Raw genomic sequence first — 26,190 nt, 5'->3', positions numbered from 1 at the left:
GATCGGCATCGCAGCGAAATCTTAGTCTTTAGCCGGGTTGAATGAGAACAAATACCACCTACGGTGCGTTCCCTGTTGCGGCGCATCATGAGTCGTCGCCGCGACCGAAAGACCGATTTCGCATGTACGGGGCCGCCATGTCGTTTGCCTACCATGCCTTTGAAGCTGTGCACATGATGGTGGGGCCCGCGCGCGGCCTGTCCGACGCGATGCAGCTCGCTTTCAAGAACCCGGCCAATCCGCTGAGCTACACGCCGTTTGGGCGCACCATCGCCGCCTCCTGCGAATTGTTCGAGCGCAGCACGCGCCGCTATGGCAAGCCTGCCTTCGGCCTGGCCGAGACCACGATCAACGGCGTCAAGGTCGCGGTCGAGGAGCGCATCGTCTGGGAGCGGCCCTTCTGCAAGCTGATCCATTTCGACCGCAAGATCGAGGGTCGCCGCAAGCCGCAGCCCAAGGTGCTGCTGGTCGCGCCGATGTCGGGCCACTACGCCACGCTGCTGCGCGGCACGGTCGAGGCCTTCCTGCCCGGCCATGAGGTCTACATCACCGATTGGGTCGACGCCCGTCATGTGCCGCTCTCGGCCGGGCGTTTCGATCTCGACGACTATATCGACTACGTCATCGCCATGCTGCAGATGCTCGGCTCCGACACCCATGTCATGGCCGTCTGCCAGCCTTCCGTGCCGGTACTCGCCGCGATCGCCCGCATGGAAGCGGAGAACGATCCATGCGCCCCGCGCTCGATGACGCTGATGGGCGGGCCGATCGACACGCGCCGCTCGCCGACCGAGGTCAACAAGCTCGCGATGGATCGCGGCATCGACTGGTTCCGCGACCACTGCATCACCACCGTGCCCTTCCCGAACCAGGGTTTCTTCCGCGCTGTCTATCCCGGCTTTCTGCAGCTCTCGGGCTTCATGGCGATGAATCTCGATCGGCACGTCACCGCCCATTACGACATGTTCAAGCATCTGATTCGGGGTGACGGCGATTCCGCCGAGAAGCATCGCGATTTCTACGACGAGTACATGGCGGTGATGGACCTGACCGCCGAGTTCTATCTCCAGACCGTCGAGACCGTCTTCGTCGAGCATGCCTTGCCCAAGGGCACGATGATGCATCGCGACAAGCCGGTCGACTGCACGGCCATCCGCCGCGTCGCGCTGATGACGGTCGAGGGTGAGAAGGACGACATCTCCGGCGTCGGCCAGACCCAGGCCGCCCATGATCTCTGCGCCAATATCCCGGCCGACAAGCGCGTCCACTACCTTCAGATGGGCGTCGGCCATTACGGCGTCTTCAACGGCTCGCGCTTCCGTTCCGAGATCGCTCCGCGCATCTCGGACTTCATGGTCAGCCTCGACATGGAGGCGGCCAGGAGCCGGCGGGAGGCGAGCGCGGTCGAGGCCCGCAAGGCGCTGAAGATCGCGAGCTGATCTCTTGGCGGAAACGGTCTCTCAGGCCACCTGAATGTCGGTCTGAGAAAAGTTGTTGCCCTTGAACAGCAGGGGAACGCGGTAGGCTTGGGCGCAGGCATAGGACATACAGTCGGCGAGATTGAGCTGGGCCGGATGGTCGCGGCCCTTGCCGAAGGCCGCGAAGGCCGCCACGGCCTTTTTGGCGATGCTGCCATTGATCGGAACGATTGAAATTCGGGCCTCATCCAAAACCAGCTGGATGCGGATCTCCGCCTCGATCGGATTGACGTTGAGCAAGCTCGATAGCCGCATCGCCGCTTCAAGAATGACAAGCCCCGAGGTGTAGCGATGGGGTGCGGCCGAGAGCTTTAGGGCGAAGCCACCCGCCTCCGGCTCGTCGGCCAGGATCGCGACGATGACCGACGTATCGACGAACATCAATGGCCCCACATCGCGTCGATTTCGTCCTTCGTCATGGCGTGGCCGTCCGGCTCGCCCTTGGCCGCGAGTTCGGCCGCGATCCGTTTCAGCCGAGCGGCCAGCGGCTCTTTCTCAGTCTCGCGGCGCAATTCTCCCTCGAGCGCTTGAATCACGGCCTCGGTCATCGTCACCTTGCGCTTGCGAGCGAGCTGCTGGGCGAGCTCGCGCGCGCGATCGTCGCGGATTTGCAGGGTCATGCGGGTGTCTTCCGAAATCTGTATGGACATTCATATCAATACGCCATGTCGCGGTCATCAATACAAAATGGGGCTGGGCGCATGTCGCGACGTCTGTAGCGTCCGCTTCGCGCCGCACAGGCGAGGAGCCGAAAGCCTTCCATCTCTCACTGGACAGCCGGCCGGCGCGACCATGTTCACCGACCGGTCGCCGTTAGAGTTCTTTCGCCTCTTCCGCAAAGCTTGCGAATCCGGCACCATTGCGCGCGATGCGGCTCTCTCTGTTCAAGCGGCAGCCCGATCCCGACAGGATCGAGGTTCCCCATGCCGGCACGGTCTACCCGGTCGCGGTGAAGCGGCGTGCGAGCGCGCGCCGCATGACCTTGCGCGTCTCGCAGGCGACGGGCGAGATCACGCTGACCTTGCCCGAACGCGCCGATTTCGCGACGGGTCGGCTGTTCGCCGAGAGGCATGGCGGCTGGATCGCGGCGCGTCTCGCCAAGCGGCCGCTATCGGTTCCGTTCGAGCCCGGCCAAATCATCCCCTATCGCGGCGTGCCGCACCGCATCGTGCATTGGTCGAAGGCGCGTGGCGTCACCCGGGCGACGGCCGACAAGGATGGCGTGGCGATCATCGCGGTGGCGGGCGAGGCGGTGCATGTGCCCCGCCGCGTCAAGGATTTCCTGCGCCGCGCCGCGCTCGAGGACCTCGAGCGCGCCGTCAGGACGCACACAGCGACGCTCGGCATCCCGGCGCGCAAGATCACCATCCGCGACACCACCAGCCGCTGGGGTTCGTGCTCGTCCAAGGGCCATTTGAACTTCTCCTGGCGCTTGATCCTGGCGCCGCCGCTGGTGCTCGACTATCTCGCCGCCCATGAGGTCGCCCATCTCAAGGAGATGAACCATTCGCACCGCTTCTGGGCCCTGACCCACAAGCTCTGCCCGCGCACGGAAGAGGCGGAAATCTGGCTCAAGCGCCATGGCGCGGGGCTGCACGGCTTCGGCTGAAGCTCGACAGCACCATGCTCCCGGCCTAGATAGCGGGCACAGCCAGCCCAAGGGTCGCGACCTCCATGAAACTCCGTCCCGATACGCTGGCGATGACCGCCGTCCTCGCCATGCTGACCGCGCTTGGGCCGCTCTCGACCGATTTCTACCTGCCGTCGCTGCCTGAGATCGTGCGGGTGATGGAAACGGATGTCGCGGGCGCGCAGGCGACCTTGTCCTCCTTCCTCTTCGGCTATGCCGGCGGCCAGATCATCTGGGGCCCGCTCTCCGACCGGCTCGGCCGCAAGCCCATCCTGCTCGCGGGGCTGGCCCTGTTCCTGCTGGCGACGCTCGCCTGTGCGCTCGCGCCCTCGATCGGGGCCTTGACGGCGGCGCGCGCCATCCAGGCCTTCGGCGCCTCCGGCCCGATCGTGCTCGGCCGCGCCATGGTGCGCGATCTCTATGAGGGGCCGCGTGCCGGCCGCGAAATGGCGCGCATGGGCATGATCATGGGGCTGGTGCCCGCGGTCGCGCCGGTCCTGGGCGGCGTCTTGCAGGATGCCTTCGGCTGGCGCTCGACCTTCGTCGCCTCGCTCGTCTTCGCGCTCGGCCTCGCCGCGACGATCATTCTCGTCATGCCCGAGACGCTCAGGGCGCGCACGCCCGGCGCGCTCTCCATCCCCGCGATCTTCCGCGGCTTCGGCGTGCTGCTGCAGAACCGCGCCTTTCGCGTCTATGTCGGCTTGACCGCGCTGGCTTATGCCGGGCTCTTCGCCTTCATCTCGGGCTCGTCCTTCGTGCTGATCGGCGTCTACGGCCTGTCGCCGGTGCAGTACGGCTTGTCCTTCGGCTTCGGCGTCCTCGGCTTCATCGGCGGCACCATCCTCGCCCAGCGCCTCGTCGGCTCGCGCGGGCTGGACGGCGTCATCGCGATCGGCGTCGCCTGTCTCGCCGGCGGTGGCCTGGCGATGCTGATCTGCGTCGCGGCCGGTATCGGCGGGCCGTTCGGCGTGGTCGTACCGATGGCGCTCTATGCCTGCGGCGTCGGGCTGACCGTGCCGCAGTCGCAAGCCTCGGCGATGATGCCGTTTCCCGACAGGGCGGGCGCGGCTTCGTCCTTCAACGGGCTCTGCCAGATGCTGCTCTCAGCCTGCGTCGGGCTTCTCGTCGGCCATGCCCTGAAGGGCACGGCGCTGCCGCTGCCGCTGGTGATGTCGGCGCTCGGCGTGGCCGCGCTGGTGCTGTTCAAGGCGAGCACGGCGATCCGCGCCGGCAAGGTCTGAGGGGCCGCCGCTTTCGCTCGGACCGACGCCGTCATCCGGGCGCTGCGCGGCAGCGAGCCTGGACCATAAACCCAGGTTCAGCAGGACAAGGCGCGGCGACAGAAGCGTCTTAGCCTTTTGACATCAGCGGTTCCGGGTTCCGGGCCCAGGCCTGCGGCCTGCCCCGGAATGACGGGGAGGTTCCAGCGAACAACCCAGCATCAGCCGCCGAACAGCTTCTGCAGCAGGTTCTTCTCCTGCGGTGCTGGCGGCACCCAGCTGCGTTCGCTGTCGGCCGTCTGCGTATTGGCCGGCGGGCGGGCGGCCGCGACCGGCGCGCCGCTGTCGAAGATCGATTTGGGCCCGCTGCGCCAGAGCCCGCCCGGCAGGGGCGCAGGCTGCATGCCGGCATGGGCGGTCTTCATGTACTTGCCCCAGATCTCGGCCGGCAGCCCGCCACCGGCCACCCGCTTCATCTGGCTGTTGTCGTCATTGCCGAGCCAGACGGCGGTGACGAGGCGGGCCGTGAAGCCGACGAACCAGGCGTCGCGGAAATCCTGCGTCGTGCCCGATTTGCCGCCGACCTCCCAGCCGGGAATATTGACCTTGGCGCCGGTGCCGCTGAGCATGACCTCGTGGAACATGGTGTTCATCATCGAGAGCGCCTGCGGCTGCACCACGGTGCCGAAGCCTGAGCCCTTGCGGGCATAGATCACCTTGCCGGAGGCCGATTTCACCTCGCGGATGACATAGGGCAGCACCGACTGCCCGCCATTGGCGAAGGTGGCATAAGCCGTCGTCAGCTCCACCGGCGTGACCTCGGAGGTGCCCAGCGCCAGCGAAAAATTGGGCTGCAGGCTGGACGAGATGCCGAGGCGCTGCGCCGTGCGGACGACCTCCTTCGGCGTCACCTCCTGGATGAGCCGGGCGGCGATGGTGTTGAGCGAATGGGCGAAGGCGGTCTGCAGTGTCACCGGGCCGCGATAGCTCCGGGAATAGTTCTCCGGCTCCCAGCCCTTGATCGAAACCGGTGAATCGTCGCGGATCGTGTCCGGCGTCAGGCCCTGCTCCAGCGCGGTCAGATAGACGAAGGGCTTGAAGGACGAGCCCGGCTGGCGCTTGGCGGCAGTGGCGCGGTTGAACTGGCTCTTGGTGTAGTCGCGTCCGCCGATCAGCGCCCGCAGCGCGCCGTCCGGCGCCATCGAGACGACCGCGCCCTGGCTGACGCTGAGCTTGGCGCCTTGCGCCGCCAGCGCCTCGACCAGCGTCGTCTCGGCCGAAGCCTGCAGCTTGGTGTCGATCGTCGTCAGCACGGTGACGTCGCCTTCGACCCCCCCAATGAAGTCGTCGAGCACGTCCATCACATAATCGGCCGCATAATTCACCGATCCGGCGCCGCTGCGTTCCGGCACCTCGGCGGGCGCTGTCAGCGCCGTCTTGGCGGCAGACTGCGAGATGAAGCCCTGATCGGCCATCGCCGCGATCACGAGCTGCGCCCGCTTCTCGGCGGCGTCCGGATTGCGGTTGGGCGCGAGCCGCGAGGGCGCCTGCACGAGGCCAGCCAGCATCGCGGCCTCCGCTATCGTCACCGAGCGTGCCGATTTGTTGAAATAGCGCTGCGCCGCAGCCTCGACGCCATAGGCGCCCGAACCGAAATAGACGCGGTTGAGGTAGAGTTCGAGAATCTGGTTCTTGGAGTAGGTCCGCTCCAGCCACAGCGCCAGGATCGCCTCCTGGATCTTGCGCGCGGCGGTGCGTTCCTGGGTCAGGAACAGGTTCTTGGCGAGCTGCTGCGTCAGCGTCGAACCGCCCTGGACGCCGCCGCTGCGGCGCAGATTATTGACCATGGCGCGCGCCAGGCCGACCGGATCGATGCCGAAATGCTCGTAGAAGCGCCGGTCCTCGATCGCCACGAAGGCCTTGGGCAGATAGGGCGGCACCTCGCCGATCGTGATGGTGCGTCCGCCGGTCTCGCCGCGATTGGCGAGCAATGTGCCGTCGGCAGCGAGGATCGCGATATTGGGCGGTCGCTTCGGCACGGTAAGCTGGTTGATCGGCGGCAATTGCGCGGCGTGATAGGCAATCAGCCCGCCCAGCCCGATGGCGCACCAGAGGCCGAGCACCATGGTCCAGTAGAACAGGCCGCCAAGCAGCGAGCGGCCTCTGCGCTTGCGCCGCCGGCCGCCACCGCCATTGCCGCCACCATTGCGCTTGTCGCGCCGCGGGGCTTCGCGCCGCTCGTCATAACGGGCGGGCGCACGGTTGCCGCGCACTGGGCGATCGTCATCGGACAGACGCATGTCGAAATCGTCGCGGCTTTCGTCGCGTCCGCGTTCGAATGACGGCTCGCGCCGTTCGCCCCGTCTCGCCTTGTCGTTCATTCCGCCCCGTTCAAGCCTGTCGGCACATTCTCAAAAAGGTAAAGCTGCCCTCGCGTCAAACAGGAGTGAAACATGGCGCTTTTAAGGGGTGGTTAAGCCTGGAGCTGGCGGGGATGCGTCGCAGCGTCACGTGAACGTGAAGATGTTGCAGTCATGCAAGCCTGTATCGCCGCGCGGAGAATATTGCGCCGCCTGCGGCAATCTGCCTATCAAACGCAAAAATAAACCCTTGGGTGGGGATGCCTCGATCGATTCTCCGCGGATCGACGAAGATTTTGTGTCGAAATCGCAAGTTGCACGGAAAGAGAGATATATGCAGGCCCTCAATTCCCTCCAGCGTTATTCCCCCCAGATGCTCGGATTGCTGCGCATCGTCACGGCCTTGATCTTCATTGCCCATGGCACGCAGAAGCTCATCGGCTTCCCCGTGGCGCCGGCCAGCGGCCTGCCGGCCGCGTTCACCCTGTTCTGGTTCGGCGCGATCCTCGAGACCTTCGGCGGCCTGCTGCTGCTGGGCGGCTTCCTGACCCGGCCCGTCGCCTTCATCCTCGCGGGCGAGATGGCCTACGCCTACTGGATGTTCCACGCGCCCCGGAGCCTCTACCCGATCATGAACGGTGGCGACGCTGCGATCCTCTACTGCTTCGTCTTCCTCTATCTCTTCGTCGCCGGCGCCGGCGCCTGGAGCGTCGATAGCCGCAGCAAGGCCTGATCGAGCCTGCCTCGACCACGAGAGCATTGCGCGAAAAAGTCGGTACCGGTTTTTCGCAAGAGCAATACTCTCAGCTTCTAGCGCAACGAAAAAGCCCGCCTTTCCCCAGGGGAAAGGCGGGCTTCTTTTATTGGATCGGGCAAAACGCTCAGACGGAGCCGGCGATCCAGCGCGACAGGTCGCTCTTGGGGGCCGCGCCGACCTTCTGCGAGGCCAGCTTGCCGTCCTTGAACAGCATCAGGGTCGGAATCGAACGGATGCCGAACTGAGCGGGGATCGCCTGGTTCTCATCGACGTTCATCTTCACGATCTTGACCTTGCCGTTCATCTCGCCGGCAATTTCCTCGAGTGCCGGGCCGATCATGCGGCAGGGACCGCACCATTCCGCCCAGAAATCCACCACGACCGGCTCGGAGGACTTCAGGACATCCGCCTCGAAGCTCGCATCGGTCACTTTGGTCGTCGCCATGGCTTGGTCGCCTTTCAAGACTTTGTTTGGCAGCAGCGCTGCATTCGCGGTGAAGCTATGAATGCGCAAGGCCTGGGTCAAGGCGCGGTCACAGGCCCTTGAAGCAAGGCTAACCTGCCATTTTCGCCAGGTCGGCCATTTTCGCCAAGTCTGCCATTTGCGCCAAGACGGCGTCGAGATCACGTGCGTCCGGCTCGAGCGTCGTCAGCGTCGCGGTGTAGATCGCCAGCGCCCGCACGCGGCGGCCGGGATAGATCGCCCCGACAAGTGTACGATAGACCGCAAGCTGCGCCAGCGTCGTAGGCGGGATCGCGGCTGCATTCGCTGGGGGCCGCGCCGTGGTCTTGAAATCGGCGATCAGGACTTCATCCTGCGTCACGGCCAGCCGGTCTATCTGGCCTGATACCGCGCGTCGGGAACCATCCGCCAGCAAGATCGCGCCGGCGACCGGCACTTCGGCGAGCGAGCCTTCAGCGAACAGCGCGGCCAGCGCCGGCTCGCGCAGCAACGCCAGCGCCGCCTCGACGATCCGCGCGCGCCGCTCTGTTGGCAGGCCGCCGCCGCGCGTCGCCGCCAGCGCGTGTGCGGCCGCCTCGCGCCGTGCGGCTTCGACTTCGGGCAATATCTGCAGCAGCAGATGTGCCAACCGGCCGGCGCTCGCGGCCTGGGCAAGGAAGGGTCCGTCGCCCGGCCGGTCGGTGCCATCGGCGGCAGCCAGAGCGCTCGACGGTTTCAAGGGCGGCGCGGGCTCATGCTCACGCGGCGCGGGGCGGTCGAACCAGGCGGGGATCTCGATCGCGCCGCGCACGTCCGGCGCTTTGGCAGGCTCGGCAGCGCGCGGCGCGGAAACGCGGAAACGCTGGATCACGCCCTGGCCGTCGGGTGCGGCTATGTCCTGCAGGCCCTGTTCGGAGGCGGCGAGCCCGGCCGCGACCATCGCATACCAGCTGCCCTCGGGCGCTTCACCCTTGGGCTGCGCCCCGCAGACGATCAGGCGGTCCTCTGCCCGCGTCAGCGCGACATAAAGCAGGCGGTGGTGCTCCTCGACCATCTGCTGCACGACCAGCGCCTTGGCGGCCCGCGTCGCCTCCGCATCCTCCGCGCCCGCCGGCGGCCAGAGCGGCACAGGCAGGCCGCGTGGCGGGTCGACGGCAAGGATTTTGGGCAAACGCTTGGCGCCGGGTTCGGGCGCGAGGTCGGCCAGGATGACGATCTTCGCCTCCAGCCCCTTGGCGCCGTGCACGGTCATGACACGAACCTCGCCGGCGCTGGCGGAGAGGTCGCGCTTCACATCGGCCGCCGTGCCGGAAATATGCTGCAGGAAACCGGCGAGCGAAGGGCCATGGCGGCGCTCATGGTCGAGCGCCGCGTTGAGGAAGGCGTCGAGAGCGTCGCCCGCCTCGGCTCCCAGATGCGCCAAAGCGAGATTGCGCCCGCCGCCCGGGCCGAGCAGCCCGGCGAAGAAGCGGAACGGCCCGGAGCGCCCGGCCTCCACCGCCAGGGCGGCCAGCTTGCGCTCGACCGCGGCATAGCGCGGCTCGTTGGCGCCGGCCTCTCGCAGCGCCTCGCGCAGCGAGCCGGCACGCTCGGGCGCCAGGCGCAGCAGATCGTCGTCGTCGAGCCCGATCAACGGCGTCTTCAATGCGGTCGCGAGCGTGAGGTCGTCATCGGGCAGCAGCAGCGTCCGCCCGAGCACGATCAGATCCTCGACCGCCGGGTGGTCGGCGAGGGTCAGGCGGTCGCGGCCGGTGACGGGCACGCCCTCGTCCTTCAGCGCCTTGACGATTGTCTCGAACAGCGCCCCGCGCTGGCGCAGCAGGATCATCACGTCGCCGGGCGCGAAGGGGTGGCCGAGATCGTCCTGCCCGGCCCGGCTCCAGCGGCCGAGCACGCCGGCGATGCGGGAGGCCAGCTTGACGATGCCGCTGCGCCGCTCGGCCGCATCGACCGGGGTCGTCCAGGCGTCGGGCGGCTCGCCCTGGTCATTGGCGCAGAGCGGCCAGAGATCGACGCAGCCGGGGTCGTTGCGGCGCACCGTGTCATGCGTCTCGGGTCGCGTTGCGCCGTCGAAGACGAGGCCGCGCGCATGGTCGGGCGCGGCGAAGACCGCATCGACCGCCTGCATGATGTCGCTGGTCGAACGGAAGGAGGTGTTGAGGCTGACCGGCTCGAAACGCTGCCCGGCCTCCTGGATGCGTTGGCCGAGCCGCTGGCGCTCGTCGCCAAAAGCCTTCGGCATCGCGCCCTGGAAGCCGTAGATCGACTGCTTCTCGTCGCCGACGACGAAGACGGTACGCGGCTTGAGCGCATCCTCGCCTGCGCCGAAGCCGGCGCTGAACTCCTCGGCGAGCTTGCCCAGGATCGCCCATTGCGCCTCGCTGGTGTCCTGCGCCTCGTCGAGCAGGATGTGGTCGATGCCGGCGTCGAGCTTGTAGAGCACCCAGGTCGCCTCGACGCGGGAGAGCAGCGAGCGTGTCTTGGCGATCAGGTCGTCATAGTCGAGCAGTGAGCGCTCGCTCTTCAGGCGCTGATAGGAGGCGAGCATCCGCGTCACCAGCAGCGCCAGGGCATGGCTGCGGTCGCGAATGGCGATGGCGTTGAGCTGGTCGCTGGCCGTAAGCACGCCGGCTGCAAGGCTTTCCAGCACCGAGAGCAGATCCGGCTCGAATTCGGATTTGCCCTTGCCGCGGATATTGGCGTTGATGCTGCCGGCCTCGGTGATGAAGCCGCGCCGGCATTGGGCGACCGGGTCGCCGTCGCCTTGTCCGGCGAGCAGCGCGCGCAGATTCGCGGCGAAAAGCTGGCGCGTGGCGCTGCCTGCTTCCAGCCCGGTGATCAGGCGCGGCAGCCCGCCCATCCCGGCGAGCGACCGGCGGAAGGAGGCCTGCACCTCCTCGGCGGTCAGATCGGGCGCGATGCGCAGGAAGGCCGCCATGCCGTTGCGCATCTGGCCGGCGTCTCGTGCCCGGCCTTGCGCATCGCTGAACAAGGCGCGCTGGCGCAGCGCCTCCTGCATCATCGCATCGAATGTGTCCTGCGCCGCCTGCCGGGCGAGCAGGTCGAGCGCCTTGGCCTCGGCGCCTTCCGGATCGGCCGCGACCAGCGTCAGCAAGGCGCGCCGCGCATCGCGCAGCATCTCGGCCTGGGCCAGATCGTCCGCGACCTCGAAGCGCGGCGGCACATTCGCCTCGAAGGGGGCCGATTGCAGCACCCGCGTGCAGAAGGCGTGAATGGTCTCGATCTTCAGGCCGCCCGGCGTCTCCAGCGCCTGCGCGAAGAGCCGCCGGGCCGTAGCGCGCTGCTCCGGGGAGGAGGCTTTCCCGGTCAGCGCCGTGAGCAGCTCCGTCAAGCCGTCGTCGGGCATGGTCGCCCATTCCGAGAGCGCCTTGAAAATACGGTTCGCCATATTGGCGGCGGCCGCCTTGGTATAGGTGATGCAGAGCATGCGGCCGGGCTCGACGCCGTCGAGCAGCAGGCGCAGCACGCGGTTGACCAGCACATAGGTCTTGCCCGAGCCGGCATTGGCCGAGACCCAGGCGCTGAGGCGAGGGTTGGCGGCGAGCGCCTGCCTTTGCTGCGTCAGCGGCGGAATCTGGGGTGCCGATCTCATGCCTCGCCCCCCTCATCCTCGCTGGAGGCGGCCGACCATTCCTTGACGCGGGCGAGCTGGTCATAGGGGCTGGCATATTTGATGTAGTCCGGCGCGCGCCGCGAGACGAAGGCTTCGCGCCCGCTGCGGAGCGCGTCGAGATGCTGCAGCAGGCGCTCGAGATGGCGCGCGGCGACATCGGCCAAGGGCTCGCCGTCGAAATCGAGCGGCTTGTCCTTGGCCCAGGCCTTCGGGTCATGATGCAGCTTGAGATAGAGCAGCGCCTCGACCGGCGTCGGGCCGATCAGGTCGCGGAAGCCGGCGCGGGCCGCGAGCTCCGCTTCCAGCGTCAATTGCGGCGCGAAACCCTTCTCGACCTGCGCCTTGCTCGGCGGCGCGCCGGTCTTGAAGTCGATGATCCTGAGCTTGGGCTCATGCGTCACCTCGATGCGGTCGGCCCGGCCGCTCAACCGCAGTTCGGCGCCATCAGTGAGCGTGAAGGCGAAGCCCGTGCCGCGTTCGACGGCGACGCGCGCCAATGTCCCGCGCCGCCTCTCCTCCCAGGCGATGAAATGGCTCGCCGTGAGCAGGAAGCGCGGCCACCAGAAGGCGCGCACCTCCGGGGTCTCGGCGAAGTCCTCGAACAGCCGGTCCCCGATGGCGATCAGGCGGCCGAGCGCATCGGCCGGCAATTGCTCGGGATAGGTCTGCGCGAAGGTCGCGACGATGTCGTGCAGCAGGCTGCCGCGATCGGCGGCCGTGGGATCCTCGATCAAGGGGTCGAGCGCGTCGAGCTTCAGGATCTTGCGGGCGTGGATCTGATAGGGGTCGCGATACAAAGTCTCGACATCGGTGACGCTGAGCGAGAGCGGCTGGAGATGCCGCGCCGGCTTCGGCGCGGGTCGGCCCGTCGGCCGCGCCGCCGCGGGCGCGCTGAGCCGGTCGGCCAGGCCGATCAATCGGTTGCCGCCCGCTGTCGCCTGGCTCCAGAGCGGTGGTGGCGTCACCGCTTTCAGCCGCAGCCAGAAGCGCGAGGCGATGGTCTCGGATTCGCCGGCCTTGCGCGCCCGCGTCAGCGTCACCTGCCTTGCCATCAGCGCCTGAACGAAGTCATGCGCGGTCTGGCCGATCCTCCGCTCCGGCTGCGACAGCTTGAGCTCGGTCCGCATCGGCCGGTTGATGAAGGAATCCGTCTTCGTTTCCGGCGGCCAGACCAGCTCGTTCAGCCCGCCGAGCACGATATGGTCGGCTTCGAGCAGGCGGGCTTCGAGCAGGCCCCAGATCTTGACGCGCGGATGGCCGCCGCCCGACCGCCTGACCACGCGCTCCGCCAAGAGCCCGTCGAGGATCGCGATGAAATCCTGTGCCCGCCCGCCTGCGGGCATGTCGGCTTCCGCGCCGGCTAGATCGTCGAAGAGCCCGGCCAGGGCCTCGCCGTCCGCGCCCGTGAAGGCGAGCGTGTTTCCATCAGGGTCGCGGGCAAACGCCTCGATCGCGGATCGCGCCGCGGCAATGGTGGTGGCAAGCGAGGCGTCCGGTGCCTGCAAGGCATCGATCAGCGGGCCGAGCGCCGCGCAAAGCGCATCGAGAAGCTGGGCGGCGGCGGCCTGGTCCTCGGGCTTGAGCCGCCGGCGCGGGCCCGGCGCGTGCGGTTCCTGCTTGAGCCCCGCCAGGTCGGCCAGCGCGAGGCGCAGACCGTCCAGCCCCTTGGCCACCGAGACGCCGCGCCAACAGCCGATCTCCAGCGCCGCCGCTCCACGCGCGACGGCCTCGGGCGTCAGCCCCAATCGGCAGAGCGGATGTGCCAGCAGGGCGACCAGGCTCGCCGGGCTCGCCTGACTTAAAGCGGCCTCCAGGATCAATCGCAGCAGGGCGCCGGCCGGCCAGCGCGCCAGCGGCAGGCCGGCGGAATCGTCGATATCGATGCCCCAGCGCCGCAGCTCGACGCCGACACGCTCGGCCAGCCCGCGATCGGGCGTGATTAGAGCCGCCTGCCGGCCCGGCTCCTCGAGCGTCTCGCGCAGGGCGATGGCGACTGCCAGCGCCTCCTCGCGCTCGGCCGAGGCCTCGACGATGCGCAGATCGCGGAAGCCGGCTTCGGAACCCGCAACGGTGATGCGCTCGGCCAGATCGGCCCAGGCCTCGGTCACGGAGGCCGGCAGCAGGGCCTCGCGCAGCAGGAGCTCCCGGCTCGCGCGGCAGGCGTCGGGCTCGGCCAGGGAGCGCACATCGGCGCGGGTGGCTTCGAGAATCTGCATGAGATGATGCAGTGCGGCCTGCGGATGCGACGGTGCAGGCTCGGTCTCGATCGCGCTCCAGGCTCGTTCCGGCAAGGCGAGATCGAGGCCCGGCAGCACGACTGCGCCGTTGGGCAGGCGCGCGATGGCCGCGAGCAGCCGCGCCGTCGCCGGGATCGTGCCGGTCGAGCCTGCGGCGATGATCGGCCCCGTCGCGCCGCCCGCGAGCAATCGCTCCCGCTCGGCCGCGAGCATGGCGTTGCGGAAGGCGGCCGGGTCGCAGGCATCGCGCTCGGCCAGGATCGCCGGCCAGGCCTCGCCCAGGATCGCCAGGAAGCTGGCGTTGAGCTGCCAGATTGTGTCGAAGCGCGTCGCATCCAGGGTCCGCAGCCGCTCGACCGGCACGCCCTCGGTCTGCAACTGGTCGAGCAGCGCGGCGAGGTCGCCGGCAAGCCCGTAAGCCTCGGCGAGGGTGGCCGGGACGAGCGACGGCTCGGACGGATCGAGCTTGAGATGGCTGCGGTTGGCTGATTTGCCCCAGGCGTCGACCAGCCGCGTCAGGAGCATGCGCCTGACCACCGGGTCGATCGGCGCGACGCGCTCATCCGTCCAGGCGCCGGCGCCGATCAGGGCGGTCTCGGCCTCGTCGACATCGCCCAGCGGCACGATCCGCGGCAGCAGCAGCGGCTGGCCGCCGAGCTTGTCCGAAAGGCTGGCGGCGAAGGCGCGTGCGGCCCGGCGCGTCGGCAGATAGAGCGTCGCGCGCGCCATCGCGGCGGGATCGTCGGGGTCGTGGATCCTGCCGAAGCGGCCATCCAGCATCGCCTGCGCCAGCACCTCCAGGAAGGGCGCGCCGGCGGGAATGCTGAAGAGGTTGAGTTCAGGCATCGAGCGCCTGCGCCGCCGCGAGGGCGGCTTCGGCGGGCGCGATTTCATGCGGTGCGCCGATATGCAGCCATTGTCCTTCGAGCACATGGCCGAAGAGCCGGCCCGTGGCGATGGCGCGGTCGAACAGCAGATTGAGCGAGAACGACCCGTCCGGCGTCCCGGCGAAGAAAGCCGGCGTCAACACGGAGACGCCCGCGAAGATATAGGGAGCGCTCGCAGCCTGGCCGCGCCGGATCAGACGCCCGGCATCGTCGCTGACGAAGTCTCCGGCTCCTGTGAAGCCGACGCTGGTCTCGCGCCGGGCCAGGAGAAGCAGCATGTCCATGCGCGCCGGATCCCAGGCCCGCGCCATCGCCGCGAGATTGGAGACGTCGGTCTCGCTCCAGAGGGTATCCGAATTGACGCTGAAGAACGGCCCGTCGCCGAGCAGCGGCAGTGCTTTCTTGGTGCCGCCCCCCGTCTCCAGCAGCGCGGCGCGCTCATCGGAGATCACGATCCGCGGGCTTGTCCGCCCGGCGACATGCGTCTCGATCTGCCCGGCGAGGTGGTGGACATTGACCACCACCTCTTCGACCCCGGCCTCGGCCAATCGGTCGAGCGCATGGTCGAGCATCGCCTTGCCGCCGATCCTGACCAGCGGCTTGGGCAGCGTATCGGTGATCGGCCGCATACGCTGGCCCAGCCCGGCCGCCAGAACCATGGCCCGGCGGATTGGTGGCGATGCGGCTTCCGTCACGCGAATCTCCTGAGCGGGGTGAATCTGCGCGATCCATAGCGCGTCATGGTCGGGCTTGTCCCGAGGTTCCACATCTTCCCTTCATCCGCGTCGCGAGACGTGGATGCTCGGACATGACGGCGCGAGCTGAATTCAGTTCGCCGCAAACAGCTTCGGCAGATGCGCCTGATACCAGCCCTTGAGCTCTTCGAGCGCGGGATGCTCGAGATTGCGGCGCAGATAGGCTTCGATGCGCGGGAGGTGCTCGAGATAGGCCGGCTTGCCGTCGCGCCGGTCGAGCCGCGCGAAGATGCCGGCGATCTTGGTGTTGCGCTGCGCGCCGAGGATCGCATAGGCGCGGGCGAAGCCGGCGAGGTCGAAATCGGGGTCGTCGCCGCGCCGCGCCGCGCCATAGGCGGCGAGCAGCCGCAGCTCCAGGGCGGCGGGCACGTCGACGCGCGCATCCTGACCCAATGAGACGAGGTCATAGGCCGGGTGCCCGAGCACCGCGTCCTGGAAATCGATCAATCCGAGCTGAGCAAGCCCCTGACGCTTCGGCAGCCAGATCAGGTTGGGCGAATGGAAATCCCGCAAGGTCCAGGTCGTGGGCGCTTCCAGGATCTCGTCGAAGAGCCGGCTCCAGATCCGCCCGAACTCGGCCTGCGTCACCGCCGGCAGGGTCACGCCGGCGATATGGGGCGCATACCATTCCAGGATCAGCTCGGTCTCGATCGCCAGCGCGCCGCGGTCGTAGTCGGGTACGACATGGTCGCGGCCCTCGGTGACGGGCAGGATCGTCGGCAAGGTGTGGCGGTGCAGATCGGCGAGCAGCCGGGCGCCGGCCTCGTAGCGCTCCGGAATCGGGCCATCCGCGTCGAGCACGCCCTCCTCACCGAGATCCTCGATCAGCAGCAGCCCGGTCGAAAGGTCCTGGGCCAGGATTTCCGGGGCGGAATAGCCCAGCGAATGCAGGCCGCGATCCATCGCCACGAAGGCGTCGATGGTTTCGGCCAGATGCGCGATGGCGCTGTAGGGCTTGCCTTGCCGGATGGCGGGTCCGTCCGGGCGCGGCGGCGAGATCATCAGGATCGCGCTCTCGCCATTGCTGCGCGTCAGGCGCTCATAGGCGCGGCTGGAGGCGTCGCCCTGCATGAAGTCGCGCTGCGCCTCGCCCCAGCCGGCCTCGTCGAGCATATGCCGCGTCGCGATCGCGATGCTGAGCCGCTGCCGCCAGAGCACGCCGCCGGCAAGCGTCGCGATCCGGCCTGTCTCGGGGTTTCCCGGGTCGACGTCGAGCACGATGTCGAGCCGGCGTCCGGCGGGCAGCCGCGTGCCGGCGCGGTCTGGCCATTCGACCAGGGTGACGATGCGCTCGAGATCCTCGATCAGCCCGATATCGTCGAGTTCGTCGGGTGAACGGACGCGGTAGAGATCGGCATGGAGCACGGGGCCGCGCGGCGTGTCGTAGCTCTGCACCAGGGTGAAGGTCGGGCTCGGCGCTTCCAGGGCGGGGTCGCCGGCGAGTTCGCGCAGGATCGCCCGCGCCAATGCCGATTTCCCGGCGCCGAGATGGCCCGACAGCGCGACGATGTCACCCGGCTTCAGGATGGCGGCGAGATCGGCCGCCAGCCGCGCGGTCGCCGCCTCATCGGCCAGCAGGAGCCGATGCGCGCCGCTTTTCGCCAGCTCCTCGCTCATTCCGCCGCATCCGAAAGCGGCAGTCCCTCGGACGGGAACACCGCGGTCACCCGCGTGCCCCGCCCAGGCGCCGAATCGAGCTCGACGCGCCCGCCATGCAGCTCGACGATCGAGCGCACGATCGAGAGGCCCAGGCCGACGCCGCGATGGTTGGAGCCGAGCGAATGGCTCTCGAAGCGGTCGAACACCTTCTCCTTCACCTCGGCGGGGATGCCGCGACCCTGATCGCTGACGGTGATGCGGACATGGCCGCCGCTGCGCGCTGCGCTGACCGTGATGGTCTGACCCGGCGAGGAGAAGCCGATCGCATTCGAGATCAGGTTGAACAGCACCTGGCGCAGCCGCTTGCCGTCGGCGCGCAACGGCCCCGTCTGCGGCGCGATCTCGACCTGCAGCTTCATCTTGCTGTCGGTCAATCGGTCGTGCAGCCCCGCAGCCGCCTCGGCGATGGTCGCGGCGACGTCGACCTCGTTCAGCTCCAGCGTCAGTGCGCCGTTGTCGATCGTGGCGAGGTCCAGGATGTCGTTGATGATCGCAAGCAGCGCGCCCGAGGAGCGTACGATATGGGAGGTGTAGTCGCGCTGCTTCTCGTTCAGCGCGCCGATCGCCTCCGTTCCCAGCAGCTGGGCGAAGCCGATGATGTTGGTCAATGGCGAGCGCAGCTCATAGGAGACGTGGTGGACGAAATCCTCGCGCAGGCGAGAGACCTTCTCGAGCGCTTCGTTCTTCTCGGTCAGGGCGCGTTCGACATTCACGCTCGCGGTCACATCGGCAAAGGTGATCAGGGTCGCGCCGTCCGGCAGAGGCGCCGCGGCGCAGTCGAGCACCGAGCCGTCGCGCCGCTCCATCCGGCAGCCATAATCCTCGCGCGCGTCGCGCACGCCGGTGATGACGCTGTGCAGCTCGCTCCAGACCTCGTCCTGCGGAAACAGCGGCCGGCACAGCCTGACGATCTCGTCGATATGGGGTGCGGCGCCGGCAATGTCGGGCTGAATCCGCCAGGCTTGGGCGAAGGCCGGGTTGGAGAGCTTGAGCCTACCGTCCGAGCCGAACACGGCGACGCCCTCGCGCAGCGAATCCAGCGTCTCGCGCTGGGTGCGGGACAGCGCGTTGAAGCGCGATTCCAGCGTGAAGCGCTCGGTCACGTCGTCGAGCAGATAGGTCACGCCACCCCGCGGATTGGGGCTCGCGACGACATGGATGGTGCGCCCGTCGGGCAGATACCACCAATCCTCGATGGCGCGCGTCGCGGTATAGGCGGCCTGCACGCTGGCCTTCCAGCTGCGATAATCGCCGAGCTCGGGCAGGCGGCGCTCGGCCCGGAGCCGGTCGAGGATCTCGCTGTCGCTCGGCTGGCCGTCGAGGAAGCTGGCATCGAGCGACCAGAGCGTGTCGAAACCGGAGTTGCGGTAGACCAGATGCTGCGTGGCGTCGAACACCGCGACCGCCGTCTTCAAACGGTCGAGCGTGCGCACATGCGCGTCCATCTGGCGCTGCAGATCGGTCCGTACAGCCTCCAATTCGCTCATATCGGTGGCGATGCCGGCAAAACCCACGGGCGTCGGCAGTTCGAGGATATCGAGCGTCCGGCGTTGCCCGGCGACGACGGCCGGCGCCCGCACCGAGAAGATGCGCCCCTCGCGCCTGGCCTTGGCCGCGGCCTCGCGCTCGCCCCGATCGAGCAGTTCGAGGCCGCTCTTGGTTGCCTCGGGGGCGTCGGCGGCCTCCACGGCGCGCGCATAGGCGGCATTGCACCAGGTCAGGCGTCCGTCGGCCGCGCGCGTCCAGGCCGGCTGCTGCAGGCCCGCCAATAAGGCGACCAGGGCGGAATGATCGGATGACAGGCGTTCCAGGTCGCCGCGCAAGGTCATGACTTGCGCACGTTCGCCGGTGACCTCCCGGAAGCGGATCACCGCGCGCCCGGCGACGGGACGGCCCTCGACATCGATATAGGGACCGGTCTTGGCGCGCAGCGTGAAGCCGAAGGCCTCGCCGCGCTCTTTCAACGCATCCGTGGCGAGCTCCAGTTTCTTGGCCTCGGCCGGGGGAGCCCAGGCGCCATAGGCCAGCGCCAGTGTTGCGCCCGGAGCGCCGAGGAAGCCGCTGTCGCCTTCGAAGATCGGCTGGGCGTCGCGCCCGCTCCAGCTGACAACGACCTGCGGGTCGGCGGCGAGCAGGGCGGCAAGGCGGTCCTGATGGCCCCGTGCGGCCTCGAGCTCGCCCGCCATCTCGGTTTCGCGGCGGTGCCAGCGTCCCCGTTCGCGCACATAGATCAGCGAGGTCGTTGCGGCGAAGACGGTGAGGCCGATGAGCAGCAGCGACAGGCTCCCCGTGCTCAGCGTCTCCGTGTGGAGCGGCGAGAGCCAGTCGGCCTGGGCGAGTGTCGCGGTCGGCGCCTGCGCGGCGGCGAGGCCGGGAAGAACCGCGTGGCCGCGCCAACCGCCGCCGCTTCGTTTCTGTCGCCTCGACCGTCTCATCCTGCGTCCGTTATCGTTGAAGGCGGCGGGTAGCCTGCCTGGCCACCCAAGCACGCCTTAGAATCGAGCTTGAGGCCGGTCGCTACGCCGTCCTCCTGGACCCGACGCAACGCCTGCCACCACGCCAACCACATCAGAGTGTCGATCCGGCCCATGCCAAGGGGCGGGCCCGAATCAGCCCCACTCTAATCGTCCGCAGACTCCGGCAGGAAGTGCTTAATGGATGGTAAATCGGGCGAATTTCGAAATCGCGCCAAAGATTTCCAGCGATCGTCAACCAGTAGACGACAGGTCGCGTCGAGTTACTATTAGTAGTATATTTGGCAGGCCGCGCGCCTGTTCCGGAAAAGAAAAAGGCCCGGCGATCGCGCCGGGCCTGATCCGATTTTATCGATACCGACTGTCAGTAGCGGTAGAGTTCCGGCTTGAACGGGCCGGTCGGCGCCAGGCCGAGATATTTGGCCTGGGCGTCGTTGAGCACGGTGAGCTTGGCTCCGACCTTGGCCAGATGCAGCGCTGCGACCTTCTCGTCGAGGTGCTTGGGCAGGGTGTAGACCTTGTTCTCGTATTTGGCGTGGTGGTTCCAGAGCTCGACCTGGGCCAGCGTCTGGTTCGAGAACGAGCAGGACATCACGAAGGAGGGGTGCCCGGTCGCGTTGCCGAGGTTCACCAGGCGGCCTTCCGAGAGCAGGATGATGCGCTTGCCGTCGGGGAACTCGACCTCGTCGACCTGCGGCTTGACGTTGTCCCATTTGAAGTTCTTCAGGCCGGCGACCTGAATCTCGGAGTCGAAATGGCCGATATTGCAGACGATGGCGCGGTGCTTCATCGCGCGCATATGGTCGACGGTGATCACGTCGAGATTGCCGGTGGCGGTCACGAAGATGTCGGCGCGCGGGGCGGCCTCCTCCATGGTGACGACCTCGTAGCCCTCCATCGCCGCCTGCAGCGCGCAGATCGGGTCGATTTCGGTGACGAGCACGCGGCAGCCGGCCTGGCGCAGCGAGGCGGACGAGCCCTTGCCGACGTCGCCATAGCCGCAGACGACCGCGACCTTGCCCGACATCATCACGTCGGTGCCGCGGCGGATGGCGTCGACCAGCGACTCGCGGCAGCCATAGAGGTTGTCGAATTTCGACTTGGTGACGGAGTCGTTGACGTTGATCGCCGGGAACGGCATGCGGCCGGCCTTGGCCAGCTCGTAGAGGCGGTGCACGCCGGTGGTGGTCTCTTCCGAGACGCCCTTGATCGCGGCACGCGTCTTGGTGAACCAACCCGGATTGGCCTTGAGCTCGCGCTTGATCAGCTTGAAGAAGATCGTCTCTTCCTCATTGCCCGGCTTGTCCAGGAACTCGGCCTTTCCGGCTTCGGCCTCGGCGCCGAGGATGATCAGCATGGTCAGGTCGCCACCATCGTCCAGGATCATGTTGGGCGTGCCGCCGTCGCCCCAGGTCGCGGTCTTGAGGACGTATTCCCAGTACTCTTCCAGCGTCTCGCCCTTGATGGCGAAGACCGGGGTGCCGGTCGCGGCGATCGCGGCGGCGGCATGGTCCTGGGTCGAGAAGATGTTGCAGGACGACCAGCGCACATCGGCGCCGAGTTCCTTCAGGGTCTCGATCAGCACGGCGGTCTGGATCGTCATGTGCAGGCAGCCGGCGATGCGCGCGCCCTTGAGCGGGAACTTGCCCTTGTGCTCGGCACGAATTGCCATCAGGCCCGGCATCTCGTCCTGGGCCATGTTGATTTCCTTGCGGCCATATTCCGCGAGGCTGATGTCCTTGACGATGTAATCGGTCTTCGACACGGGGCTGCTCCACTGCTGGTTCTGGAATGACGGGCGGGTCTTTAGCAGTGCGGGCGGCGGAGTGCAATCAAAGATATAAAGATGTCTTTATGTCTTTGATCTGTTCGAAGACGAGAATCGGCAGTGCGGGGCAGATCCTGTTGGCCAGCACTTTGCTGGGCTAGGAGGAGACAGCAGATCTTGCGTGCCGCCTGCGACGCCACTTCGGAGACAGCCTTGTCCGCCAACGCCGCTGCCTTTCAGCCTTGCCGCCTGCTCGACGCCGCCGTCATCGCCCGCGAGGCCTTCACCGTCTCGATCCTTGATGCCCTGCGCGCCTTGAGCCTCGACGGGCCGGGCGTGACCCGAACCTCCTACATGGCGGGCGAACAGGCAGCGCATGATCTGATCGCCGATCTGGCGCGGGGGCTCGGCCTTGCGGTCTCGGTCGATGCGGCGGGCAATCTCTCGGCGCGGTTCCCCGGCAGGCATCCGGAGCGTCCGGCCTGGATCACCGGTTCGCATCTCGATTCGGTGCGCCAGGGCGGCAACTTCGACGGAGCGGCCGGAGTCATCGCGGGATTGGTCGCGGTAGCGGCCATGATCGACGCCGGGCTCCAGCCGGATTGCGACATCGTCCTGATGGCGTTCAGGGCGGAGGAGAGCAGCGCCTGGTTCGTCGGGCGCCATGGCGGCCATTTCGGCAGCCGCGCCGCGCTGGGCCTGCTCTGGGAGGGCGAACTCGACAGCGCGATCCATGTCGCGACCGGCCGTTCGCTGCGCGCGATGATGAACGAGGCCGGTTTCGATGCGGCCCGCATCGAGGCCGGGCCGCCGCTCCTGAACCCGGCCGCTATCGCGGGCTATATCGAACTGCATATCGAGCAGGGGCCGATTCTGGAGAAGCGCGGCCTTCCCGTCGGCATCGTCACCGGCATCCGCGGCGCCTATCGCGCCCGCAGTGCAAGGGCACTCGGCGCCTACTCGCATTCGGGGGCCGTTCCCCATGAATACCGCCAGGACGCCGTCTTCGCGACGGCCGATCTGGTCATGGCGCTGGACAGCGAATGGAGCCGCCGCCGTGCCGCGGGAGACGATCTCGTGGTCACGGTCGGGAAATTCTCGACCGAGGCGGAACTGCACTCGATCACCAAGGTACCGGGGCAGGTCGATTTCGCGATCGACATCCGCAGCCAGGACGTGGCGGTGCTGGACGGCATGGAAGCGTTTCTGCGCGCGAGCGCCCGTGACATCGAGGCCCGGCGCGGCGTCTCCTTCGAGCTCGACCCGGTCGACCGGGCGACGCCCGCCTTGATGGATGCCGGGCTGGTCGCGGCGCTTCAGGCCAGCGCGAGCGGATTGTCGATCCCGTTCCTGACCATGGCGAGCGGCGGCGGGCACGACGCCCAGGATTTTGCCGATGCCGGTATCCCGGCCGCAATGATCTTCGTGCGCAACGACAAGGGCAGCCACAATCCGGCCGAGGCGATGGAGATCGTCGATTTCATGCAGGCGACGCGTGTACTGGCGAATGTCCTGCGCGCGATGACGATGCCTCGCTCCGCCCAGGCAAGGCCGATCGATTGATGGCGAACTACTCGCCCTCGCCGAACTTGTCGGCGACCAGCGCTTCCAGCGCCTGCAGAGCCTCTTTCGCCTCGCGCCCTTTCGCCACCACGGTGATGGTCGAGCCGATGCCGGCTCCCAGCGTCAGGATGCCCATGATCGAGGTCGCGCCGACCGTCTCGCCGCAGCGGGTCACGGTGATGTCGGCGTCGAAATTCGAGGCGCATTGCACGAATTTCGCCGTGGCACGGGCGTGCAGCCCCTTCTTGTTGACGATCGGCAATTCGCAATAGAGCGAACCGGTCGGGATCACGGGCTCGGGGCAGTCGCAATCCTCGTCGTCTTGCCGCTCATCCACCTGACTGCTCGTCTTCATCGGGTCAGCGCCTATTTGCCGGCCAGGACGCGGCTGGCGACGGTGATGTATTTCCGTCCGGCATCCTGCGCGCTGGTCACGGCCTCGTCGAGGCTCTTTTCCTCGCGCACGCTGGCGAGCTTGATCAGCATCGGCAGGTTGACGCCGGCGACGACGTCGATGCGGCCGGGCTCCATCACCGAGATGGCGAGATTCGAGGGCGTGCCGCCGAACATGTCGGTCAGCACGATGACGCCCCGGCCGGTCTCGACCTCCTCGACGGCTGCGATGATGTCGCGGCGTCGACCCTCCATGTCGTCATCGGGGGCGATGGCGATGGTGGCGAGGTTTTTCTGGGGGCCGACGACGTGTTCGAGCGCGGCGCGGAATTCCGTCGCCAAATGCCCATGCGTCACGAGGACGAGTCCGATCATTCACTATGGCGCCTGGAGAGCGCGCGTGGCGCCCGGACAAGGTCGCGGTTTATGCGGCAGGTGCGAGATATGCGCAAGCCGGCGCGCTTAAAACTTGTCGAAATCCCGACTTAAGGCTGATCAAGAAACAATTTTAAGGCCGCCAGGACTAGCCTTTCGTCGCCGGGACGGCCCGCCAGCCTCAGGCGCGGCAGGTCGATGCCCGCCAGGCGGTCGACCAGATCCTCCGGTTCGGGCATGCGCGCCGGCTCCTCCGCGAGCAGATCGACGATCAGCCGGACCTGGACCGCCGGCAGATGGGGCTCCGGCGTCAGGCCGAGTCCGCGCCGCTCGACGAGCCCTTCCAGCGGCGCGACCGGGCGGGCGAGCAGGCGCCCGGCCTGGCTGGCGATCTCGGTGCGATCGTCGGCCACCAGCCTGGCGAAGGATCCCGCTTGCGTCGCGGCCGCAATCAGCGCCAGCGCCAGCGTCGATTTGCCTGAACCGGACGGGCCGCGGATGAGAATGCCGGCCTCGCCGATCGCGACGGTGCTGGCATGGATGCGGCTGGACTGCGCGCTCGTCGCGTTCATCTGCGTCAGGAAGCCAGCGGCACGGCCGGCAGCCGGACGATGAAGCGGGCGCCGATGCGCGGCTGTTCGCCGTCCCCATCGGCCGGGCCGAGGCGGTTCTCGGCCCGGATCGAGCCGCGATGAGCCTCGACGATCTGGCGCGAGATCGAAAGACCCAGGCCAGAATTCTGGCCGAAGCCCTCATTGGGCCGGTCGGTGTAGAAGCGCTCGAAGACGCGCTCCAGCGCATGCGGCTCGATGCCGGGGCCGTCATCCTCGACGGTGATCAGCACGTCGGCCCCTTCGCGCGACAGCGTGACGCGCACCGGCTTGTCGGGCGGCGAGAAGGAGCGGGCATTGTCGATCAGGTTGACGAGAACCTGGCCCAGCCGTGAATCATGGCCCATCACCAGGAAGCCGTCGCGCCCGCCCGGCCGCTGGCCGCGCCGCTCGATCTTGAGCTCGATGCCGGCGCGCCCCTCATGGCGGGTCTCGTTCTGCACGGAGACGACGGCATCGAGGACCTGCCCGATATCGACCGGGGCGGCGTCGTTGCGGGCGAGTTCGGCGTCGAGCCGCGAGGCGTCGGAAATGTCCGAGATCAGGCGGTCGAGCCGGCGCACGTCATGCTGGATCACAGCGAGCAGCCGGCCGCGCGACTCGTTGGATTTGGCGCGAGGCAGCGTCTCGACGGCGCTGCGCAGCGAGGTCAGCGGGTTCTTCAGTTCATGGGCGACATCGGCGGCAAAACTCTCGATCGCCTCGATCCGGCTGTAGAGCGCCTTGGTCATCTCCCGCAGCGAGCCCGAGAGATGGCCGATCTCGTCGTGCCGGCCGGCGAAATCGGGGATCTGCTCGCGCGATTTGACACCCTTGCGGACGCGCTGCGCCGCCTCGGCGAGCTTGCGGATCGGCTCCGCGATGGTGCCGGCGAGCAGCACCGAGAGCACGATCATCACGCCGGCGGCCACGGTGAAGACCTGGAGAATCGCGTAGCGCTCGGAGGCGATGATGGCGTCGATGTCGCCGCCCTGCGTCGAGAGCAGCAGCACGCCCTTCAGCGCACGGAAGCGCTGTACCGGCACAGCGACGGAGACGATGGTCTGCCCGCGCGTGTTGACGCGCACGACGCTGGCCGGGGTGCCGTTCAGCGCGCGCGCCACCTCGGGATAGGACTTGCCGTTGGCGTTCTCGAAATCGTCATAGGTGGGAACGTCGGCCCGGCCGAGCCGGTTGCGCAGCATGTTCCAGGTGCGCTCCAGCAAGGGCGTCTCGTCGGGCTCGCCCACGCGCGGCAGATCGAGCCGGAGCACGTCGCCGCGCGAATAGAGATTGCGCGAATCCAGCGTCAGCAGCCCGTCCTTGTCATAGACCCGCGCCCGCGTCTTGGTCGGCGTCACCAGCCGCCGCAGCAGCGGCGCGACCTTTTCGGGGTTGATCGAGAAATCGAGCGGGTCCTCGGCGATGCCGGCGCTCTCGCCGGCCTGCAATTGGAGCAGCTTGTCGGGGTCGATGGTGATGGTGTCGGTCTCGACCGTCGCCGAGGCCGAGATCGCGCCGGCGATGATCTCGCCTTGCGTCAGCAGGCTCTGCACCCGCGATTCGATCAGCCCCTCGCGGAACTGGTTGAGATAGAGGAAGCCGAGCAGCAGCGCGACGAGCCCTGCCAGGTTGAGGACGACGATGCGCCGCGTCAGGCTGGAGGCGGCGCGCGAGGAGATGGCGCGCAGGCTGCGCCGGCCGAACACGGCCAGACGCTTGCGCAGCATTGGCGCGAAGCGCTGCGTGCGGATCACAATCCTGCGTTCGTCATCGACCGTCGCCATAGGCCTCAAGCGCCCTGCATTTCCTGAGCAGCCGACAGTCCATAACAGCCTCTGGTCCAAGGCCTTCACCCCGGATAGCGTTTCGGGGGAAACGCGCCGCGAGGGACGGTTCAGTATGCGCTGCCGCTGCGAAGTGGCGCATCGGTCGAGACGCCGCTTCGCGGTTCTCCGGGATGAGTGC

Annotated in this window: 19 protein-coding genes; 5 read left to right on the top strand and 14 right to left on the bottom strand. The window is 67.8% G+C overall.

Going from position 1 to position 26,190, the window contains the following annotated elements:
• Positions 1 to 137 precede the first annotated feature (137 nt).
• Positions 138 to 1,439 (top strand): polyhydroxyalkanoate depolymerase, encoded by a 1,302-nt coding sequence (locus tag CYD53_RS16770; RefSeq protein WP_103719286.1) that lies wholly within the window; start codon positions 138 to 140, stop codon positions 1,437 to 1,439.
• A 21-nt stretch (positions 1,440 to 1,460) separates the two neighbouring features.
• On the opposite strand, the gene CYD53_RS16765 is transcribed toward CYD53_RS16770, so the two are convergent.
• Both CYD53_RS16765 and CYD53_RS16760 read right to left on the bottom strand, forming a co-directional pair.
• Complete coding sequence (locus CYD53_RS16765; protein WP_103719221.1) at positions 1,461 to 1,859, bottom strand: type II toxin-antitoxin system VapC family toxin; 399 nt, start codon at positions 1,857 to 1,859, stop codon at positions 1,461 to 1,463.
• The gene (locus CYD53_RS16760; RefSeq protein WP_103719220.1) at positions 1,859 to 2,098 is read right to left on the bottom strand and encodes a type II toxin-antitoxin system VapB family antitoxin; all 240 of its coding nucleotides are present in this window, start codon (positions 2,096 to 2,098) and stop codon (positions 1,859 to 1,861) included. The genes CYD53_RS16765 and CYD53_RS16760 overlap by 1 nt, the downstream gene beginning before the upstream one ends.
• 248 nt (positions 2,099 to 2,346) lie before the next feature.
• Here CYD53_RS16760 and CYD53_RS16755 point away from each other — a divergent pair, with 248 nt between their 5' ends.
• Together CYD53_RS16755 and CYD53_RS16750 are read left to right on the top strand one after the other, a co-directional pair.
• Positions 2,347 to 3,087: a M48 family metallopeptidase gene (locus CYD53_RS16755; protein WP_103719219.1), complete on the top strand. Its 741-nt coding sequence runs from the start codon at positions 2,347 to 2,349 to the stop codon at positions 3,085 to 3,087.
• Positions 3,088 to 3,152: 65 nt separating this feature from the next.
• On the top strand, positions 3,153 to 4,349 hold the full coding sequence (locus CYD53_RS16750) for a multidrug effflux MFS transporter (RefSeq protein WP_103719218.1): 1,197 nt from the start codon (positions 3,153 to 3,155) through the stop codon (positions 4,347 to 4,349).
• Positions 4,350 to 4,549: 200 nt separating this feature from the next.
• On the opposite strand, the gene CYD53_RS16745 is transcribed toward CYD53_RS16750, so the two are convergent.
• On the bottom strand, positions 4,550 to 6,709 hold the full coding sequence (locus CYD53_RS16745) for a transglycosylase domain-containing protein (RefSeq protein ID WP_103719217.1): 2,160 nt from the start codon (positions 6,707 to 6,709) through the stop codon (positions 4,550 to 4,552).
• Between the two features lie 313 nt (positions 6,710 to 7,022).
• Here CYD53_RS16745 and CYD53_RS16740 point away from each other — a divergent pair, with 313 nt between their 5' ends.
• On the top strand, positions 7,023 to 7,421 hold the full coding sequence (locus tag CYD53_RS16740; RefSeq protein ID WP_103719216.1) for a DoxX family protein: 399 nt from the start codon (positions 7,023 to 7,025) through the stop codon (positions 7,419 to 7,421).
• 148 nt (positions 7,422 to 7,569) lie between these two features.
• On the opposite strand, the gene trxA is transcribed toward CYD53_RS16740, so the two are convergent.
• From trxA to ahcY, 7 genes are all read right to left on the bottom strand, one after another.
• Complete coding sequence (gene trxA / locus CYD53_RS16735) at positions 7,570 to 7,890, bottom strand: thioredoxin (protein ID WP_069689150.1); 321 nt, start codon at positions 7,888 to 7,890, stop codon at positions 7,570 to 7,572.
• A gap of 109 nt (positions 7,891 to 7,999) precedes the next feature.
• The gene (gene addA, locus CYD53_RS16730) at positions 8,000 to 11,500 is read right to left on the bottom strand and encodes a double-strand break repair helicase AddA (RefSeq protein WP_103719215.1); all 3,501 of its coding nucleotides are present in this window, start codon (positions 11,498 to 11,500) and stop codon (positions 8,000 to 8,002) included.
• Entirely contained in the window at positions 11,497 to 14,604 is a 3,108-nt protein-coding gene (gene addB, locus CYD53_RS16725) for a double-strand break repair protein AddB (protein WP_181011911.1), read from the bottom strand. Before addB ends, addA begins: the two co-directional genes overlap by 4 nt.
• Positions 14,597 to 15,340: a nucleotidyltransferase family protein gene (locus CYD53_RS16720; RefSeq protein ID WP_245928276.1), complete on the bottom strand. Its 744-nt coding sequence runs from the start codon at positions 15,338 to 15,340 to the stop codon at positions 14,597 to 14,599. The genes addB and CYD53_RS16720 overlap by 8 nt, the downstream gene beginning before the upstream one ends.
• Before the next feature lie 132 nt (positions 15,341 to 15,472).
• On the bottom strand, positions 15,473 to 17,017 hold the full coding sequence (gene tsaE / locus CYD53_RS16715; RefSeq protein ID WP_103719212.1) for a tRNA (adenosine(37)-N6)-threonylcarbamoyltransferase complex ATPase subunit type 1 TsaE: 1,545 nt from the start codon (positions 17,015 to 17,017) through the stop codon (positions 15,473 to 15,475).
• Positions 17,014 to 19,494 carry a sensor histidine kinase gene (locus tag CYD53_RS16710; protein ID WP_103719211.1) on the bottom strand — a complete coding sequence of 827 codons (2,481 nt, stop codon included), beginning with the start codon at positions 19,492 to 19,494 and terminating at the stop codon, positions 17,014 to 17,016. The genes tsaE and CYD53_RS16710 overlap by 4 nt, the downstream gene beginning before the upstream one ends.
• A gap of 403 nt (positions 19,495 to 19,897) precedes the next feature.
• Positions 19,898 to 21,298, bottom strand: a complete 1,401-nt coding sequence (ahcY, locus tag CYD53_RS16705) for an adenosylhomocysteinase (RefSeq protein ID WP_103719210.1) — start codon at positions 21,296 to 21,298, stop codon at positions 19,898 to 19,900.
• 216 nt (positions 21,299 to 21,514) lie between these two features.
• Here ahcY and CYD53_RS16700 point away from each other — a divergent pair, with 216 nt between their 5' ends.
• A complete protein-coding gene (locus CYD53_RS16700) occupies positions 21,515 to 22,864 on the top strand; it encodes a hydantoinase/carbamoylase family amidase (RefSeq protein WP_210202360.1) in 1,350 nt (449 codons plus the stop codon).
• Between the two features lie 7 nt (positions 22,865 to 22,871).
• On the opposite strand, the gene CYD53_RS16695 is transcribed toward CYD53_RS16700, so the two are convergent.
• The 4 genes from CYD53_RS16695 to CYD53_RS16680 form a co-directional block, all read right to left on the bottom strand.
• Complete coding sequence (locus CYD53_RS16695; RefSeq protein ID WP_103719209.1) at positions 22,872 to 23,219, bottom strand: HPr family phosphocarrier protein; 348 nt, start codon at positions 23,217 to 23,219, stop codon at positions 22,872 to 22,874.
• 11 nt (positions 23,220 to 23,230) lie between these two features.
• Positions 23,231 to 23,632, bottom strand: coding sequence for a PTS sugar transporter subunit IIA (locus tag CYD53_RS16690; RefSeq protein WP_069689157.1), 402 nt, complete (start codon positions 23,630 to 23,632; stop codon positions 23,231 to 23,233).
• Positions 23,633 to 23,742: 110 nt separating this feature from the next.
• Positions 23,743 to 24,204, bottom strand: a complete 462-nt coding sequence (locus CYD53_RS16685) for an HPr kinase/phosphorylase (protein WP_103719208.1) — start codon at positions 24,202 to 24,204, stop codon at positions 23,743 to 23,745.
• A gap of 5 nt (positions 24,205 to 24,209) precedes the next feature.
• Positions 24,210 to 26,009, bottom strand: coding sequence for a sensor histidine kinase (locus CYD53_RS16680; protein WP_103719207.1), 1,800 nt, complete (start codon positions 26,007 to 26,009; stop codon positions 24,210 to 24,212).
• Positions 26,010 to 26,190: the final 181 nt, after the last annotated feature.

The organism is Allobosea psychrotolerans (assembly GCF_002917105.1).
In the GTDB taxonomy this organism is placed as follows: domain Bacteria; phylum Pseudomonadota; class Alphaproteobacteria; order Rhizobiales; family Beijerinckiaceae; genus Allobosea; species Allobosea psychrotolerans.
This window is presented reverse-complemented; position numbering and strand designations above follow the sequence as displayed.

Bases quoted from the DNA above. Each gene is read 5' to 3' on its own strand.
- CYD53_RS16710 (WP_103719211.1), bottom strand. From the start codon at position 19,494: ATGAGACGGTCGAGGCGACAGAAACGAAGCGGCGGCGGTTGGCGCGGC.
- tsaE (WP_103719212.1), bottom strand. From the start codon at position 17,017: ATGAGCGAGGAGCTGGCGAAAAGCGGCGCGCATCGGCTCCTGCTGGCC.
- CYD53_RS16755 (WP_103719219.1), top strand. From the start codon at position 2,347: ATGCGGCTCTCTCTGTTCAAGCGGCAGCCCGATCCCGACAGGATCGAG.
- CYD53_RS16685 (WP_103719208.1), bottom strand. From the start codon at position 24,204: ATGAACGCGACGAGCGCGCAGTCCAGCCGCATCCATGCCAGCACCGTC.
- addB (WP_181011911.1), bottom strand. From the start codon at position 14,604: ATGCCTGAACTCAACCTCTTCAGCATTCCCGCCGGCGCGCCCTTCCTG.
- CYD53_RS16760 (WP_103719220.1), bottom strand. From the start codon at position 2,098: ATGACCCTGCAAATCCGCGACGATCGCGCGCGCGAGCTCGCCCAGCAG.
- CYD53_RS16690 (WP_069689157.1), bottom strand. From the start codon at position 23,632: ATGATCGGACTCGTCCTCGTGACGCATGGGCATTTGGCGACGGAATTC.
- CYD53_RS16770 (WP_103719286.1), top strand. From the start codon at position 138: ATGTCGTTTGCCTACCATGCCTTTGAAGCTGTGCACATGATGGTGGGG.
- CYD53_RS16740 (WP_103719216.1), top strand. From the start codon at position 7,023: ATGCAGGCCCTCAATTCCCTCCAGCGTTATTCCCCCCAGATGCTCGGA.
- CYD53_RS16680 (WP_103719207.1), bottom strand. From the start codon at position 26,009: ATGGCGACGGTCGATGACGAACGCAGGATTGTGATCCGCACGCAGCGC.
- CYD53_RS16745 (WP_103719217.1), bottom strand. From the start codon at position 6,709: ATGAACGACAAGGCGAGACGGGGCGAACGGCGCGAGCCGTCATTCGAA.
- addA (WP_103719215.1), bottom strand. From the start codon at position 11,500: ATGAGATCGGCACCCCAGATTCCGCCGCTGACGCAGCAAAGGCAGGCG.
- CYD53_RS16750 (WP_103719218.1), top strand. From the start codon at position 3,153: ATGAAACTCCGTCCCGATACGCTGGCGATGACCGCCGTCCTCGCCATG.
- trxA (WP_069689150.1), bottom strand. From the start codon at position 7,890: ATGGCGACGACCAAAGTGACCGATGCGAGCTTCGAGGCGGATGTCCTG.
- CYD53_RS16765 (WP_103719221.1), bottom strand. From the start codon at position 1,859: ATGTTCGTCGATACGTCGGTCATCGTCGCGATCCTGGCCGACGAGCCG.
- CYD53_RS16695 (WP_103719209.1), bottom strand. From the start codon at position 23,219: ATGAAGACGAGCAGTCAGGTGGATGAGCGGCAAGACGACGAGGATTGC.